The organism is Pontibacter diazotrophicus, from assembly GCF_003367245.1.
In the GTDB taxonomy this organism is placed as follows: Bacteria; Bacteroidota; Bacteroidia; order Cytophagales; family Hymenobacteraceae; genus Pontibacter; species Pontibacter diazotrophicus.
In genome coordinates, this window is record NZ_QRGR01000018.1 from 142,174 (window position 1) to 157,508 (window position 15,335).

18 protein-coding genes are annotated in these 15,335 nt (G+C 47.7%); 9 read left to right on the top strand and 9 right to left on the bottom strand.

Features of this window, described 5'->3' with window-relative positions; all coding sequences use genetic code 11:
• Positions 1-104 precede the first annotated feature (104 nt).
• Positions 105-695 carry a CAP domain-containing protein gene (locus DXT99_RS16425; protein ID WP_115566665.1) on the bottom strand — a complete coding sequence of 197 codons (591 nt, stop codon included), beginning with the start codon at positions 693-695 and terminating at the stop codon, positions 105-107.
• Positions 696-830: 135 nt separating this feature from the next.
• Here DXT99_RS16425 and DXT99_RS16430 point away from each other — a divergent pair, with 135 nt between their 5' ends.
• Both DXT99_RS16430 and DXT99_RS16435 read left to right on the top strand, forming a co-directional pair.
• Positions 831-1,052, top strand: a complete 222-nt coding sequence (locus DXT99_RS16430) for a hypothetical protein (protein WP_115566666.1) — start codon at positions 831-833, stop codon at positions 1,050-1,052.
• Positions 1,053-1,281: 229 nt separating this feature from the next.
• Entirely contained in the window at positions 1,282-1,683 is a 402-nt protein-coding gene (locus DXT99_RS16435) for a hypothetical protein (protein WP_115566690.1), read from the top strand.
• A gap of 5 nt (positions 1,684-1,688) precedes the next feature.
• Here the strand turns inward: DXT99_RS16435 and DXT99_RS16440 are convergent, their stop codons facing one another.
• Both DXT99_RS16440 and DXT99_RS16445 read right to left on the bottom strand, forming a co-directional pair.
• Positions 1,689-2,339, bottom strand: a complete 651-nt coding sequence (locus tag DXT99_RS16440) for a DsbA family protein (RefSeq protein ID WP_115566667.1) — start codon at positions 2,337-2,339, stop codon at positions 1,689-1,691.
• Between the two features lie 205 nt (positions 2,340-2,544).
• Entirely contained in the window at positions 2,545-3,591 is a 1,047-nt protein-coding gene (locus tag DXT99_RS16445; RefSeq protein ID WP_115566668.1) for a potassium channel family protein, read from the bottom strand.
• Positions 3,592-3,877: 286 nt separating this feature from the next.
• On the opposite strand from DXT99_RS16445, the gene DXT99_RS27080 reads away from it, so the two are divergent.
• From DXT99_RS27080 to DXT99_RS16465, 5 genes are all read left to right on the top strand, one after another.
• Positions 3,878-4,036, top strand: a complete 159-nt coding sequence (locus DXT99_RS27080; RefSeq protein WP_181885151.1) for a hypothetical protein — start codon at positions 3,878-3,880, stop codon at positions 4,034-4,036.
• On the top strand, positions 4,026-5,420 hold the full coding sequence (locus tag DXT99_RS16450) for a lysophospholipid acyltransferase family protein (protein WP_246000776.1): 1,395 nt from the start codon (positions 4,026-4,028) through the stop codon (positions 5,418-5,420). The genes DXT99_RS27080 and DXT99_RS16450 overlap by 11 nt, the downstream gene beginning before the upstream one ends.
• A gap of 235 nt (positions 5,421-5,655) precedes the next feature.
• Positions 5,656-6,288: a hypothetical protein gene (locus tag DXT99_RS16455; RefSeq protein WP_115566670.1), complete on the top strand. Its 633-nt coding sequence runs from the start codon at positions 5,656-5,658 to the stop codon at positions 6,286-6,288.
• Positions 6,289-6,388: 100 nt separating this feature from the next.
• Positions 6,389-7,915, top strand: a complete 1,527-nt coding sequence (locus tag DXT99_RS16460) for an HTTM domain-containing protein (RefSeq protein WP_115566671.1) — start codon at positions 6,389-6,391, stop codon at positions 7,913-7,915.
• Positions 7,916-8,010: 95 nt separating this feature from the next.
• Positions 8,011-8,331, top strand: a complete 321-nt coding sequence (locus DXT99_RS16465; protein WP_115566672.1) for a collagen-like protein — start codon at positions 8,011-8,013, stop codon at positions 8,329-8,331.
• Positions 8,332-8,415: 84 nt separating this feature from the next.
• Here DXT99_RS16465 and DXT99_RS16470 read toward each other — a convergent pair whose 3' ends face one another.
• From DXT99_RS16470 to DXT99_RS16490, 5 genes are all read right to left on the bottom strand, one after another.
• Complete coding sequence (locus DXT99_RS16470; protein WP_115566673.1) at positions 8,416-8,859, bottom strand: hypothetical protein; 444 nt, start codon at positions 8,857-8,859, stop codon at positions 8,416-8,418.
• Positions 8,860-8,938: 79 nt separating this feature from the next.
• Entirely contained in the window at positions 8,939-10,027 is a 1,089-nt protein-coding gene (locus DXT99_RS16475) for a DUF3616 domain-containing protein (RefSeq protein WP_115566674.1), read from the bottom strand.
• 206 nt (positions 10,028-10,233) lie between these two features.
• Complete coding sequence (locus DXT99_RS16480; protein ID WP_115566675.1) at positions 10,234-10,698, bottom strand: hypothetical protein; 465 nt, start codon at positions 10,696-10,698, stop codon at positions 10,234-10,236.
• A 232-nt stretch (positions 10,699-10,930) separates the two neighbouring features.
• Complete coding sequence (locus DXT99_RS16485; RefSeq protein WP_115566691.1) at positions 10,931-12,193, bottom strand: zinc dependent phospholipase C family protein; 1,263 nt, start codon at positions 12,191-12,193, stop codon at positions 10,931-10,933.
• A 48-nt stretch (positions 12,194-12,241) separates the two neighbouring features.
• Positions 12,242-13,033, bottom strand: a complete 792-nt coding sequence (locus tag DXT99_RS16490; protein WP_115566676.1) for a phosphatase PAP2 family protein — start codon at positions 13,031-13,033, stop codon at positions 12,242-12,244.
• Between the two features lie 139 nt (positions 13,034-13,172).
• Here DXT99_RS16490 and DXT99_RS16495 point away from each other — a divergent pair, with 139 nt between their 5' ends.
• Complete coding sequence (locus DXT99_RS16495; protein ID WP_147294241.1) at positions 13,173-13,733, top strand: DUF4864 domain-containing protein; 561 nt, start codon at positions 13,173-13,175, stop codon at positions 13,731-13,733.
• 93 nt (positions 13,734-13,826) lie between these two features.
• Here DXT99_RS16495 and DXT99_RS16500 read toward each other — a convergent pair whose 3' ends face one another.
• Positions 13,827-14,318, bottom strand: a complete 492-nt coding sequence (locus tag DXT99_RS16500; protein WP_246000777.1) for a GNAT family N-acetyltransferase — start codon at positions 14,316-14,318, stop codon at positions 13,827-13,829.
• Positions 14,319-14,588: 270 nt separating this feature from the next.
• Between DXT99_RS16500 and DXT99_RS16505 the strand changes: the two genes are divergently transcribed.
• Entirely contained in the window at positions 14,589-15,179 is a 591-nt protein-coding gene (locus DXT99_RS16505) for a membrane-associated protein (RefSeq protein WP_115566678.1), read from the top strand.
• The last annotated feature ends 156 nt before the right edge of the window (positions 15,180-15,335 follow it).

Below are 15,335 nucleotides of genomic sequence, written 5' to 3' on the forward strand. Positions count from 1 at the left end.
AAATTGCCCAAAGTTAGTGCAAATTACTAAGTTGGGCAAAAGGAAATTTAATAAGTTTGAAAATCAATAATATATAAAAACGTATATTAAGCTATTGCCGCGCCTTACTGGTTCTCCATTTTGGGCGCAATCAAAATGCTGCAATAGTATTTGTATCTGGAATTTGGGTTATAGGCAATACCAATACCCACATGCGTCGCCGGTGTGTCTCTGTCGTTAAAGCCAAGCAGGTGCTTTCGGTGGCCGAGGTTGGGCACACCTTCATCTATAATAAGTTGCTGCACAAACTCCAGCGGGCCGGCAGTATTGGCCGCGATGGACTCCACATTGTTTGCTCTTATATCCTTAGAATAGAAATCAGGTAAAGGATAATTGGCTTGCCAGAGATAATAGTTCATGCCGCGGCCTTTCTTATCCACATGCTCCATATAGTTTTTTGCGGCCATATCTTCAGCCTTCTGCTGCGCCAGCTTTGCCAGCGTCTCATCCCACACCAGGGCAGGCTTGGCAGGCACCTTGCGTAGCGCAGGCACCTTATAAATAGCAGCATAATGGGCAGGATTCTGCCTGACCGCGTTCAGTTCTTCGAAATTCGCCTCTACTGCGGCCTTTAAAGCAGGCGCTTGCTCTTGCAAACCTGGTGCGGCAGGCAGCAGCAGCGCCAGCCATATAATCAGGTACTGTAATGTTATCATCCTCTTCTCCTGTTTAGCTTTCTTTGTTCGGGGTAGTAACGAATTATACCCTTCAAAAATTCGATACAGTTGAAATACTTCACCTGCAACCAAGTTGGTTTGCGTAAACAAAAGGTATAACCAAACGACAGGAACATGAAAACACCGAAAAACGACGATATCATCACAAATGAAGATGAAAGCAAGCGCCTGCCAGACGAGAACCCCGAACCACTGACCGGCATGAAGAAAGAAAAAACAGACATTGAGGAGAGAGGCTTTGAGGGCAAAGAAGAAGGGGGTAATGCAGCCGCCAAAAACGAGGAGGATACCCGTAAACTGGACGGCAGCAACGCCAACACACTCCGCACCAAATAAAACTCTTCATACACCTGACAATGCATAAGCCCCGGCTAAAGAAATTATTTAGCCGGGGCTTATGCATTGGTGGCAGGCACGGCTCTATTATCTTGCCGTTTAAAGCAGCAGCTGACCCAAAGCTTGTTTTTTCTTCTTAAAACTCTGTTTAAAATGAGTAAAAGTATTTGTTATTAAAAAGGTTATTAGTAATATTAGAATATGTAAATACCTCTTAATGCCGCCGGTTATGGTCTTGTTTGACACTGAGTATATACATTTAGAATATTACGCGGCACACCACGTTTTGGTAAGCCAGTGGTACGGCGGGTGTAGCAGTCTGCAATATCGCGAAGCTGTTACCATAACTTCTCAATATATCAGGGAATTACACATTCCGTTCGCTATCTCTGACAGGCGCCTGCTCCCCCCACTCCCCCGGGAGGACATTCAATGGACTGCTCAGGACTTTCTCCCGGAGTTCTGCCAGCTTCCGCTCAAGCGCTTTGCGGCCATTAATTCCTTCGACGAAGTAGCAGCAGAACAGCTAGTCCATTTCCTGAATAGCAAGCAGTATCCCCTCCCCTTTGAGGCGCAGGTGTTCGAAGACCTGACCTCAGCCTATGAATGGCTGCTATCCGTGGAAGCATAGCTGCTTTACTTTTCTTCTGCAGCCTCCTGCTGTATGCGCGCCAGTGTCTCCGCCAGCTGGTCGTAGTGCTGATAACCCTGCGCCACCAGGTACAGCTTTTCTCCGGCCTCACACACCACTGCAGGAAACCCGCTGATACCCCATTTCTCTACCAGATCAAACTCCTGCCGGGCCAGGTCAGCATAGTCTTTATCCGTAAATTTCTTTTTAAATTTCTCCTCACTGGCTCCAAACTGCCTCACCACCGGCAAATAAGTTTCTACCTCGTTCAGGTCTTTCCCCTCTACAAAGTGCAGGTTCTGAATGGCAGCAGCCAAAGGCACCTGCTTTTCCGGAAACTGCTCCTTTAGTACCAGCAGGGCAATGGCAGGCGGCTCTGAATTGGTAATGTAGGTACCTTTGTCTAAGATTTTCTCATGATAAGCCTGCGTTTGCTTTACGCCCGTTACCTCCTCCAGCTGCTTTGATGCCTGCCGGATATAGTCAGCCATGCCACTGATGGGCTTTACATTACTGCCCCGTATCATGCCACCGCTAAGTACCACGAAGTTATAGTCCTGCTGGTGCTCTTTATACAGTTGCTGTATTACAGGGCTCATGCCATAACACCAGCCGCACAAGGCATCCTGAATATATAATAGTGTAGACTTTTTCATTGCTGTTATGTTGTTTATACTGATAAACCCGGCAGACCTGCTGAGGGTTTTACTTATGTGCAGCCACTTTGCCTTCCACTCCGGGCCTTTCTCCTTTGGCGCTAAAGACTTCCCCTGTCAAGGAAGCCTTTATTCAAGCGTGACCTGTTCGCCTGCATCTGACTACTGCCTATGACAGAGGTATAAGAGCATACGGCAAAGAGATTTACAGTTCTAAGTCCGGGTAATGAACCGACTTTGATGTATAAATATCCTCGAATTCACGTCCCTCGTTACGCAGAATATAGCTTAGGTAGCCTCTGCGTTTCAGCAACTTTCGATACTTGTCGTTTATCAGCTCCTCGTCTTTCACAACTGGTATTCCGTGTGCCTCTAAGCTGCCCAGGTCCGGAAGAATTGCCTCTTGCAGGTTATCCTCCTCTATATTCACGAAGTGATTCTTTTGCGTGACAAGATAGTACGTAATGGCTTCTCTGAGAGGAGAAATAATCCGCTCCTGTGGCCTGTACTCTTCCGGAATGTTTATCTGTAGTATAGTTAAAGCCTCATCTATCTTGCCTATGTTGACCGTAGCAGATTTATGTGTGACAGAACTATGAAAGCAATAGAGGATAGGGTAGGCAAGCAGTTGCTGGTTGTGTGAGAGAATATAGCCTGTAAGTCTCAGAAAGTGTTCTTCTAAAGAATGGAATTTGCCATCTTTCCAATGATTGATGAGTATCTCCTGAGGGCTACCTCCCAGCGTATTAATATAGCTACTGATGTTCTTTTTCTCTACATCCGCAGACAGCACCGGAAGCATATAGGAAATGGCTGTTGTAATCAGCATGAATCCGGAGAGTGACAGCACAACGGTTAAAATTCTCCATGTGTCTCTGCTGGCAACATAGTCGCCGACACCAAGCGTACTAAGCGTATAACCACTATAATAAAATTTTTCTGCCGTACTAGCTACTCTACCTGTTTCAGAGTGCACGACAGATGTGTCGGACGAACAGAATATCAGGGAACTACCTAACCAGATAATAAAGAACCAGAAAACAATCACGAAGCCTATTGTAATGATTCCTACATGCTCAAGAAACTTCTTTGTTCCGTCATTTCCTGCAATTTTCAGTGCTGTATTCCAGGTGGTTTTTGTTATCAGGTTAGTGAAAGGACCTGCACCATTCGATGAAAAGGTAGTGTAGGCAAGATCAGCTACTGTAACAGTAAGTAAAATTATTCCTGCCGCGAGAATAAGGTAGTTCATAGAAAGAACATACAGTTAAGTTTAGTGTGATTAGGTAATACGATCAAATACGAACGTCCTCCTTTCCTGCCTGCCAGTTTATCTATTTAATTCCACAGCATGAATCTTCAAACTGGCTAATCAAAGCTCTCAAAGCAGCACTATCTCTAGTAGTACTTTTTGCAGCTTCCCCCGCTATACTTAGTCTGCAAAAAGCTACCTTCTCTACACAAAAGGACCCGCTTCCAGGCAGGCATAAATCAGGAAAATAGTTATATTGCTATACTATATACAGCGTTATTGCCCTATGAAAAAGCTTCTTCTACTCTTATACTTTCCGGCTTTTACAACCGCTGATTCTGCCACCGCATCAGTAGCGGCAGACACGCTTGCCACACCGGATATAGCACACATGGCACAAGTGGCAGAGGGTATGTACAAGACAATGATAACCTTTGCCAACTGATGCTGCCATGCTCTACGCTATTTTAAAGCTGATATATAAAACGGGGCTGCAGGTGTTTTTCCGCAGGTTTGAGGTACGCAACCGCTCCCTGATGCCTGACGAGGGGCCGCTCCTGGTGGTATCGAACCATCCGAACACCTTTATGGATCCGATTGTGACAGCCTCGCTGCTGCGCCAGCCGGTACATTTCATTGCCAAGAGCACAGTATTCGGCTCCGGCTTCCAGAGCTGGATGCTGCGCCAGATGCACCTGATCCCGATTCACCGCCGCGAAGACAACCCGGACCAGGCTATGAGCAACGACGAAGCCTTTGCGGCCAGCTTTAAAGCACTGCAGCAAAAGAAGACACTGCTCATTTTCCCGGAAGGGAATAGCTTTAACCAACGGAGACTGCGCAAACTAAAGACAGGCATGGCCCGCATTGCCCTGGGCGCTGAGGCAGACACTAACTTTGGTTTAGGTATAAAAATATTGCCGGTAGGGCTTAACTACACTGCCCCCACCCGCTTCCGGAGCGATATGTTTGTAAATATCGGAGAGCCAATAGTTGTAGCCGATTATGCCACCGCCTCTCAGCAGGATGCACAGGCGGCTGTGCTGACCCTGACAGAGGAAATTCGGCAACGGTTGGAGAACCTTATTATCCACACCCCGACCGATGAGGAAGACGAGTTGGCCCGGCAGATAGAGGCAGTCTATAAAGAACATCTGGCAGCGGCTGCCCCTCCCGATGCACCAGCATACGAACAGGATTTCCTGCTTACCAAAGCCATCGTGAAAAGCATCGGGTACTTCAGCCAGACGGCGCCTGCCCGGGTAGCAGCGCTAAAGCAGAAGCTGAATAACTATATGCTGCAGCTGAAGCGCCTGCGCCTGCAGGATGCTGTGATGGGAAAGCGAAGCAACGCCATCCTGCAGCAGAGTCTGCTGAACCTGCTTTACCTGACTGTTGGTTTCCCGGTATACCTGTATGGCTTATTGCATAACTACATTCCGTACATTATTCCGTCCAAAGTAGCCAGAGCCGTTACAAAGGAAGAAGAATGGTATGCACCCATTATGCTGACAGTGGGCATTTTTACATTCCCTTTGTTTTACCTGTTAGCGGGTTGGATGGCAACAGGCCTGCTGGACCTGACATGGCCGTGGGCGCTTCTGTACTTCCTGAGCCTGCCTCTAAGCGGATTCTTCACCCTTCATTACTGGAACACCTTACAGCGCACGCAGGAGCATTGGCTGTTGTTCCAGCTATTTATAAAGCGGCAGAACCTGATATCAGACTTAAGGCAGCAGCGGCAGGTAATTATAGCAGAGTTGGAAGCGGCCAAGCATGATTACATGGAGGAGTTAAAGCTGCCTTTTGAAGGCAAAGCATCATCATAATCCGCATAATTGCACTACTTATAGGCTGCTACTGTTCTTCCTTTTAATAAATTTCTACTCCCTTTGGCCTTATAAATAGCTACAGTCCCTTAATAATCAGCATTTATTGCACAATTTTTTATCCACCTTTCTTGATGGCCCGTAAAAGCATATCTAAAGTTCAACAACTTAGTTTAATAACTTAAAAGAAAGAGTATAACAACAGAAGTAAACTCTTGAAACAAACAACAAAGCTATGAAAAAGACATTCTTAAATCTTTGCGCATCAACATTCGTGGTAGCGGGCTTATTATCCAGTTGCACAACTAGCGACACAACCACTGATGGCGCAAATACTACTGATGATTACGGTACGACGGCTGGTACGACCACTGGAACCACTACGACTGGTACTACCGGAACAACAACAGGTGGCACTACTACTGGAACAACAACAGGTACTACCGGAACAACAACAGGTGGTACTACCGGAACAACCACAGGTGGTACTACCGGAACAACCACAGGTGGTACTACTGGAACAACAACAGGTACTACCGGAACAACCACAGGTGGTACTACTGGTACAACAACTGGTACTACCGGAACAACAACAGGTGGTACTACTACAGGTACTACTACCGGAACCACTACAGGTACTACTACCGGAACCACTACAGGTACTACTACCGGAACCACTACAGGCACAACAACTGGTACTACTACAGGCACAACAACTGGTACTACCACCGGAACAACAACTGGTACTACCACCGGAACAACAACTGGTACTACCACCGGAACAACAACTGGTACTACCACCGGAACAACAACTGGTACTACCACCGGAACAACAACTGGTGGAACAACTGGAACCACAACCATGTAGCAGCATGGTAACGTATAATTTTTAACATGATATAAAGCAAAAAGGCAAGCACCGTATGGTCTTTGCCTTTTTGCTTTTAAACACCCTAGCATCATTACGGATGAAATACCTTAAGCTATACTTTCGCAAAGTTTTCACAGTAGACCTGCGTGCGCTGGCTGTGATGCGAATTTGGCTGGCAGGCATCATCCTCATAGATCTTGCTATAAGAGCAACTGACCTGGAGGCACACTACTCCAACATGGGGGTGCTGCCACTGCATGTGCTGCACCAGCACCAGTGGTTACCTCACTTATTCTCCTTTCACGCAATGAGCGGAATGTGGCAGTTTCAGGCGGTACTGTTTGCCATAGCTGCTGTTTTCGCCCTTTGCCTGCTGATAGGCTATAAAACAAGGCTGGCAACTATAGCCAGTTGGCTCCTGCTGTTATCGCTGCAAAACCGGAACCTTGTGATAGGGCAAGGCGGAGATGACCTCCTTCGGATGCTCCTTTTCTGGGGTATCTTTCTGCCATGGGGCAGATTCTATTCTTACGATGCTACCAAGAAAGGTCAGCAGCTTTCCAGCCCCTCCTCTGACACAACTTATTTTAGCGCCGCCACAGCAGCTTATATCGTGCAGGTTGGGTTGGTTTACGTTAGCACCGCTTTACTCAAAAACTCTCCGGAGTGGCAAACAGACGGCACAGCCCTCTATTATGCCCTGAGCCTGGACCAGATTCTAATGCCTGTGGGCAGGCTCATTTATCCTTACCCGGAACTACTGCGGGTGCTAACTCTTTCTGCCTACTATACAGAACTGTTACTACCCTTCCTGTTGCTCATTCCGATTTACACTAACTTCTTCAGGATGGTGGTGGTGGGCGTACTGGTAAGCTTCCATATTGGTATTAGCCTGACGCTGTTTGTCGGTTTGTTTTATCTCATTAATATTGCCTCTGTGGCTGGCCTACTTCCGCCTCCTGCTATGGATTGGATAGACAGGCGGCTTCTTTCCTCTTTCAGAAGACCTAATACCGGCCATTTCAAAAAAGTATTTAAACGGCTCCGGCAGCCCGCCCCGCTGAGTATACAGGTAAAACTGAACCGCCCCCTGGTACCAAGGCACTTGCTGCCACAACTCCGCAATGGCTTTGTTACCGTAACACTGCTCTACTGCATCTGGTGGAACCTGAGCGGAACGCACCTGCCGATACACAAGCTCCCTGACAGCAGCAGGTGGTTTGGCTACCTCCTGCGCCTTGACCAGCATTGGGGTATGTTTGCGCCGATTGTTTTCCGGGATGACGGCTGGTATATACTGGAGGGACAAACTGCTACCGGCAACGCCATCGACCTGAACCAACAGGGGAAAATGGTGGATGACGTAAAGCCGGCCTCTGTTATGTCGCTGTTTAAGAACGACCGCTGGCGCAAGTACTCTGAGAACTACCTGTTTGTAAACAATGCATATTTGCGGCCATACTACTGCAATTTTATGATGCGCCGCTGGAACGAGGACAATCCTTCCAGGCCCATTACACAGTTACAGGTGGTATATATGAAAGAGCCCACCCTGCCGGATTACCAGGAGCAGGTACCCACACGGGAAGTACTTTGCATCTGTGCCAATGAGCCGGAGAGGTAAGCGCTGCGATAGGTTTTAATTAAAGCCGACTTTGACGGCTTTAATTCCGTAAGAGAATAGAAGCACCCTATTACTGAAAACAAAAATTTGACATCATGAAAAAGACATATGTATTAATACTTTCCGGAGCCATGCTGGCTGGCGTTGGCTTAAGCAGTTGCACATCAGATAACACTACGGGCGTAGACACCGGAACAACAGCATCAGAAGGCGACGGAGGCACTACTCCCGCAGGAGAAAACGTAAGCCCGCTGGATACCGCCAACACTGGTGACGCACTGAATAACGGCGGCACAATAAATGAAGACACTAACAATACCGGAAATACAGGCAACAACGGCAATACAGGCAACAATCAAAATGAGGACAATAATGCTCCCCGCACCACTACGCCTGCCACAGGCAATGGTAATTAACAGAACAGTATGATAACGGTAAAATGAAAAGGGAGGTACTGCATTGTACCTCCCTTTTCATTTGCTAAAGCCAACATTCAACAGCTATTCATCATCACTTAAGGTATGCCCTACAGCAGCGGCCACTAAACCACCCAGCAAATAGTACCCAACAGCCATGACCTGTGTTTTTGTTGTTTTGTTGCTCGGCTCTTCGCCCAGCCCCAGCGGTCCTGGCAGTAGCACTGCTCCTGCTCCGGCAGCAGCGCCTAGTACAGCCCCCCGCCACCAGGCATCCTTGCCCGTGCCTGCCAGACTATAGTATAACGAGTTCGATACAATGTCGCCTACGAGGGCCCAGGTATGTAATTGGTCCTGATCCTGCGGAGGCTCCATATCTGCTTTTTGCATCAGTTCAGAGATAGATCGCATACCCAGTACGTCCATGCGCGGGGCATCTGGCACCCTCCTTCTCAGGGTTTCGTGCACTGCCGTTACGACACAGGCACCGGCAAGGCCGCCTGCAATAGCTTTTAGTATGTTGTTCATTTTCTTCGGATTTATAGGTTTCTCCTTTGGCTGTTTTACCCGTTATAGCCCTCTGCCGTCTATAAGGTTTCAGTCAGGGTTATTTCAGCACTTTCATCATATCGGCTATCACTACGTCCTCTCCCTCTTTGCGGGCATCTGTCGGGCTGTCGAACACCACCAACACGTGCTCTTCATCAAAAATAGCAAGCCCTTCTGCCTTGTCTTTGCCAGACGCTTCTCCTCTGCCATGCGGCACCTCAGCCAGGCGCTCCAGTTCATTGTTGTGCACCATGGCCTCCTCCTCGTTTCGTAGCGCATCAGGCCATCGGTAAATAGCTATTACGCCATCCAGGTCCATGGTGGGGCCAGCCAAAATATAAATATCGTGTTTATAGGCGCGGAGTTCCCGTATGCCCTTGCCCCGCAGGTGCAGAAAGTGTTTCTTGTATGGCCGCTTGCTGCTCTGCTGCTTCAGGTGGAGCATTCCCTTTTCGTCTTCCTCTGTCTCTATCTCCAGAATCATGGCCCAGCCCCGGAGTACAGGCCCACGCAAGCCAATAAAGATGCGCTTACCGCTAATTGTCAGCCCCTCCACATCAAAACCATTGTCTTTACCGGGTATGTGCATGAATGGCGCAATGTGCTCGTCCTGCTTTAACACCTCCGTCAGAATGCTGCTGTCGCTGTCGCCGTGCAGTTGTGCCGCCCGCAGCGTATGCCCCGTCTGCTTGGGGTCTTCACACTCTTTATGCAGCACGTAGTCTCCGGATGCTTCATCAAGTAAAATAGGGATACGTGCCAGCAGGTACCGGTTAGGGTCGCTCTTTACTTTCGACAGGCGCTTCATCTGGTCTTTCACAGTATCGTGCCGGCGGGGCTTCTTGCGTTTTAAGCTGTGCGAGCCAATAATCCAGAGGTAATTATCGGCCATCCCCATTCCTTCTATATCAATCTCGCTGTTGCCTGCGTCAGGCAGGTCGAGGTATTTTGTCAGGTCAAAAGATTGGTGCCCGCCAAACGAGCCGTCGCCAGAGCGGGTGAGGCGCTCGATGTTTGTGCTCTCATCACAACTCAGCCACAGGTTATTCTCTGTCCGCAGCACAGTGGACAGACCATCGCGCACATGCTTCCCTTTGGGATTGATGCATTGCTGCGGATCAAACCGAAGTGTTATTTTGTTAGTCATCAGCTATATTGAATTTATTTGAACGTAAGCCTTACTACGCGGCGGGCCTCCATTGGTATTTACAGATTTGCTGACTGGTAGCTTGCCAGCCTAATGCAACTTAAAATAATTTCAGGTAAGGCCGATCTTTCAAATCAAAAAGAGCCGGACTAACAAGCCCGGCTCTTTTTGATTTGGTTGTCGCTTCTTATTTGGCAGCAACAAGATTATTTCACCCTTGCATCTACAGCAGAGCTTCCGGTTCTGGAAGCGTTACTGCCGGATGAATTACGGTTAGCAGCGTTATCATTTGAATTGCTGCCTTTGTTTTCGTTCATCTTCTGCTTGGCAGTAGATGATAAATCATTAGCTTTATTCTTGGCTGTAGAAGTCAGGTCATTTGCTTTGCTCCTGAGTTTCTCTTTGTTTCCAGAGTTCATCGCAATCCAACCTGCACCCAGGGCGAGTAGAGATCCACCCACTATTTTCTGAGTAGTTGTAAGGCCGTTTATTTTTTTAGCAATCGGGCCGGAGTACTGCTGCAGCATGTCCTGAATGTTCTTCACGCTGTCCTTTCCGGATGTTGCCTGCTGATTGCTCTTACCTTGCGCAGACTGGTTGCTGTTCATGTTTCCTGATGCAGATGAATTGTTACCGCCCTGTGCTGATCTATTATTTGAGTTGTTTTCCATAGTTTTATATATTTAAGTTTAGTACAATTGCAGCCCCCGGCGTTTACTGCGGTTCATTCCCGACATTTGCCAAGGGCCTAAGTTTGTTTATCGTGTTCTAAGTGATATAGTTACACTCTAAGCTATATTTCTGCCTTACCGCAGCTCCGGTTTACTTAATTTTCAGGTCGTATCAGCTGTGGTCTATTGCAGCTGTTGCATCAGCAGAGTTCAATATTTCGCTTTTGCCTGCTCAAAGCTGCATCGCTTTTAGTCGGGCAAGTAACTCCTGTGTCTCCTCCCAATCTTCAATCTCCTTTTCCTGATGTGGTGCACGGGCATGCTGGTAAAACTGCAGGATGTTTACCTGTAGAGCCGGGGTTACATGTTCAAAATCGTTACCCGACAGTTCTTCCAGCAACTCAGCATAGGCTTCATCTGTTGACTCGTATTGCCCCGGCGCTATAAGCTTGCCTGTATCCAGTTGCATATTCTCCATGGCAGGCTCTCCCGGCCCCATCTGGCTTAACATAGCAATGTAATTATCTACTGTCACGTTGAAGCTTTTCAGAAACAGCTCCTCGGCCTCCGGAGTAGGAGGTTTGAAAGCGAGGGGGCGCAGCGGACCTATTTTGGGAAGCATTTTTATTATCCATGCCAGCACGCGTGCAAAAAAACCCGGGCGCTCATAGTTCTTTCCCCAGTTCTCATGATACTTTGCTTTGTTCATGCGGTAGACAAACTTCCGGCGGGTAGCTCCTGGCTGAGCTTCCTGTATCTCAGACTTTTTAGCCTGCCAGGCAGCCTTCGTAAGCCTTGGAAATAAATTCCGGATAGTATAGCGGTAACTTCCAATGGCTAGCGGCAGGTCCAGGAACACCTTGTTCAACTCCAACCCATATGTTTCTACAAAAGCCTTTTTCAGCACCTCTTCTGACACCTCAAAGCCAATAAAGTTCCTATATGCCTCCGGCGCAAAACCGCCCCTTGCCACCTGTAGCACATCAAAACCAAACTCTGTTTTAATATGTGCGATGGGATCCTCCTCATACGTTACAACATCGCCATGCTCCGCACGCACTTCCGGGTAAACCAGCGCAACAGCCTGGTTCGTGCCGATGGGGTGACCATAGATATCTGCGTTGAAATGAGCCATGGTACCCAAGGCAAAAGCATATTCATTCAGTGTTTCAGAAGCTTTTATCATATTGAGCACAAAGTCGCCGCTGCGTACATAGTGCGTCAGATTTGTGAAAAAGACACTGCCGAAGGGATAATAACCCATGTCCTGCACAATGGAGCCGCCATAGGCGAAGGCATGCGCCTTCTGCAGTTCCTCTTCAGTGGCATCCGGAAAGCGTTGCAGCAGGAGCGGCTTCAGGCTCTCTTCCCAAGCCGCATCAACTACTGCCTGATGCGCCAGAATACCATAGCTATTAGCCGCAGGTGCTGTGGCCAGCAGCAGGCAGCATGTGAAGGCAAGGCATACAAGATATTTATATATTTTATTTTCCATATAGTCAATAATGAGCATATACGGTACTTGCCTCCATAAGGTACAAACTTATAAACCCTTTCGCACGTCGCGTCTCTTTTTGCGGTACAGCATTACCTCTACCAGGCTGATGCCTACTAATAACCACAGCGTACCTAGCAGGAAACCTGCCAGCACATCTGACAGGTAATGTACCCCCAGGTAAATCCTGCTAAAGCCTACCAATAGAATCAGAATTGCCGCCAGCCACAGCAGCAGTTTCCGCTGCGCATGCGCCTGGTAGTGCCGGCATAGAAAGTAGGCCAGCAAACCGTACAAGGCAATGGCCGTGGTAGCATGACCACTCGGGAAAGAGAAGTGTTCAACAACATAATAGGCCACATCGGTGGGGCGCTCCCGGCTGATGAACGTTTTGCCATACCTGGTCGTGAGCCCTACCCCGGCAAGCGTCAGCCAAAAGGCAAACAGTGCCACATAGTTTCTGCGATAAAGGAAGATAGCAGAAGCTACGCCACCAATTATAAAAACAGCCTCCCGTTCACCAAGTAGGGTAAAAGTGTAGAACACGATACTCAAGGTATCAGAACGCATATTGTAAAGCAGAGAGGTAAATTCTGTATCAAAAGTCACAATCCACTCCGACTCCAAAACGCTCTCGGTAAGTTCCGACAGAAGCACCATGTTCACCGCAGACACCAACAGCACCAGCGTAAGCGGCAGACCGACAAACACTTTTGGATTGAAACGGTTCACAACAAACTGCGACAGCTTGGGATAACGTTGCCGGATCCTCAGCATAACAGGCTGTTGCTTTAGCCAGACAATGGCTTGCTTGATATGACCGGTCAGGACGTTCTTCATAAGAATATATTGCTAACCATATACGCAGGCTCTCCGGTTTGTTTGCTGATATTCTCTCTTGCCTATCTCATAGTAGCCGTACACCCCAAAAAAGAGTATCTCCACAACCTTGGCCACCTATATAAAGTACATATTTAATATGAAGGGTAAAGATAACGTGTTTGACAAGATAATGCTCGTAATAGGGGTTCTCCTGCTGATACTATTCTGGGTACAGTTCCCTGCTATGCCCACAGTAGAGGAGCAGCATTATGCCTCCTACATGACGCCTGCTGAAGAAACCAGTTCTACATCTAAATGGACTTATTTAAAACCAGATAAGGTATTTTCTCCGGAAGAAGTAATCAGCATACAACTACGTGCCCTGCAACAAAACGACCAGAGCGATAGTGGTGTTATCACGATGTTCAACTTTTCATCTCCAAAGAACAAACTGCACATCGGCCCCCTCAACCACTTCCGTGTGTTGGTCCGGGACCCTGCGTACCAATCCATGTTAAACTTTAAAAATTACAAAACCGGTCAACTTGTGGTTACCGATAACACAGCATATCAGCTTGTCGTGATTGATAGCCGGGACGGCCGGGAGGAAGTTTACATGTTTATACTTTCTAAACAGCGCAGAGGAAGCTACAAAGGTTGCTGGATGACAGAAGGCATTGCCCGCATGGAGCCAGGTGTAGAAACAACCTTTATGTAAGAAAGCCACTAAGGCAGTTTACTACCACATGATTAGGATATAGTTTGTAAAATGCCTGCCTCCTCAACTCTATAACTTTTTAACTCCTCAACTCTATAACTCTTCCAGGTTCAGCTCCATTTTGATATCTGCACGCTGGTAGATGCTGGGTGGCAAAGGCACTTCCACGAAACCAAGGCGGGTATAGAGGCTGAGGGCAGTGGTGAGCCTTCGGTTTGAAACCAGGTATATTTTGCGGGCACCGGCTTTTCTTCCTCTCTCAATAATGCGCTCGCCTAACAGTCTGCCTATATGAAGCCCTTGGGCACGGGGCGTTACAGCCATCTTGGCCATTTCGTATACACCCTCCTCTTCTTTTAGTAAAGCACAGGCACCAACAGGCTCTCCATGGAACAGCGCCATCAGGATATGCCCTCCTTTGTTGATGATGTAATTCTGCGGATCGCCCAGCGACTTTTCATCGGCCTCTTCCATCACAAAGTATTTTGAGATCCACTCATGGTTCAGATCGTAAAATGCCTTTGCGTAGAAGGGGTTAAAATCTACAATCTGAATAGACGACGGCATGGTATAGTGCTGTGGCATTTGTGGTAGCTGTTAAAGGTATTAACTGCAAATTTAACAGTTGGCTTCAAGCTTTCTAAATGCTCCTGCATATACACAACTGCCATTTCCGTACGCTGCCATCAACTTATAACCGGAGGAGGCGTAGACACATGTTACTACAATTCAGGATTACCCTAAGCTAAACCAGGCATTACCGCTTTACTTTTTATTGGTGCTCACACAACAGGTTCGCGCTTTTGTGGGGCCAGATGACAAAACCGTTCTTCAAAGATAACTTTGTTTTATAGTATGGAATCTACTGTTCCGCTTTGGTTACAGCTAAGCTATACCTTGTTTGTGCTGGTACTTATACCTGTTTACTGGAAGCGGTACGGGCCAGCCAACTTTCTTTGGTTTTCGGATATAACGCTCTTTTCTGTAGGCATTGCTCTCTGGACCGGGAATAAGCTATTGGTGAGCATGATGGCAGTAGGGGTGCTGCCGCTGGAGCTCGTCTGGTGTGTGGATTACTTTGGGCGGTTATTAACAGGCAAGCAGTTGGTAGGGCTTAGCGACTATATGTTTGACGAAGAAAAAAGCCTGTTTTTGCGGGGCCTGTCACTTTTCCATGTGTTTCTGCCCGCTATCATTATCTGGCTACTGATGGAATGGGGATACGACACAGACGCAATCTACTGGCAAACAGCCCTGACGTGGGTGGTGCTGCCGATTACTTATTTAGTGACAGACCCGAAGGAGAACATTAACTGGGTTTTTGGTCCTGGCAGTAAACCTCAAAAGACTATCCCAAGGGGTTTGTATCTTGTTTGCGTGATGCTCATCTGGGCAATAGCCGTTATCCTGCCCTCTCACTTTTTGTTAAAATGGATATTCAACTGAGGCTTTTGTGCAGCAGGTTTTAGTGGCTTATACCAAATAGTATGAAGGTTATTCCATAGCTATTTTAGCCTGCGCGACAGCCTTTTTGATGTAGGGATATCCAGTCAGGGAGGCTATTTGCTGTGAGGAGTAGCCCTTGGCGGTGTTTTCTATCCA

What these genes read in the sequence shown, in the direction of transcription:
- DXT99_RS16425 (WP_115566665.1), bottom strand. Translation starts at nt 695, where the DNA reads ATGATAACATTACAGTACCTGATTATATGGCTGGCGCTGCTGCTGCCT.
- DXT99_RS16430 (WP_115566666.1), top strand. Translation starts at nt 831, where the DNA reads ATGAAAACACCGAAAAACGACGATATCATCACAAATGAAGATGAAAGC.
- DXT99_RS16435 (WP_115566690.1), top strand. Translation starts at nt 1,282, where the DNA reads ATGGTCTTGTTTGACACTGAGTATATACATTTAGAATATTACGCGGCA.
- DXT99_RS16440 (WP_115566667.1), bottom strand. Translation starts at nt 2,339, where the DNA reads ATGAAAAAGTCTACACTATTATATATTCAGGATGCCTTGTGCGGCTGG.
- DXT99_RS16445 (WP_115566668.1), bottom strand. Translation starts at nt 3,591, where the DNA reads ATGAACTACCTTATTCTCGCGGCAGGAATAATTTTACTTACTGTTACA.
- DXT99_RS27080 (WP_181885151.1), top strand. Translation starts at nt 3,878, where the DNA reads ATGAAAAAGCTTCTTCTACTCTTATACTTTCCGGCTTTTACAACCGCT.
- DXT99_RS16455 (WP_115566670.1), top strand. Translation starts at nt 5,656, where the DNA reads ATGAAAAAGACATTCTTAAATCTTTGCGCATCAACATTCGTGGTAGCG.
- DXT99_RS16460 (WP_115566671.1), top strand. Translation starts at nt 6,389, where the DNA reads ATGAAATACCTTAAGCTATACTTTCGCAAAGTTTTCACAGTAGACCTG.
- DXT99_RS16465 (WP_115566672.1), top strand. Translation starts at nt 8,011, where the DNA reads ATGAAAAAGACATATGTATTAATACTTTCCGGAGCCATGCTGGCTGGC.
- DXT99_RS16470 (WP_115566673.1), bottom strand. Translation starts at nt 8,859, where the DNA reads ATGAACAACATACTAAAAGCTATTGCAGGCGGCCTTGCCGGTGCCTGT.
- DXT99_RS16475 (WP_115566674.1), bottom strand. Translation starts at nt 10,027, where the DNA reads ATGACTAACAAAATAACACTTCGGTTTGATCCGCAGCAATGCATCAAT.
- DXT99_RS16480 (WP_115566675.1), bottom strand. Translation starts at nt 10,698, where the DNA reads ATGGAAAACAACTCAAATAATAGATCAGCACAGGGCGGTAACAATTCA.
- DXT99_RS16485 (WP_115566691.1), bottom strand. Translation starts at nt 12,193, where the DNA reads ATGGAAAATAAAATATATAAATATCTTGTATGCCTTGCCTTCACATGC.
- DXT99_RS16490 (WP_115566676.1), bottom strand. Translation starts at nt 13,033, where the DNA reads ATGAAGAACGTCCTGACCGGTCATATCAAGCAAGCCATTGTCTGGCTA.
- DXT99_RS16495 (WP_147294241.1), top strand. Translation starts at nt 13,173, where the DNA reads ATGAAGGGTAAAGATAACGTGTTTGACAAGATAATGCTCGTAATAGGG.
- DXT99_RS16500 (WP_246000777.1), bottom strand. Translation starts at nt 14,318, where the DNA reads ATGCCACAGCACTATACCATGCCGTCGTCTATTCAGATTGTAGATTTT.
- DXT99_RS16505 (WP_115566678.1), top strand. Translation starts at nt 14,589, where the DNA reads ATGGAATCTACTGTTCCGCTTTGGTTACAGCTAAGCTATACCTTGTTT.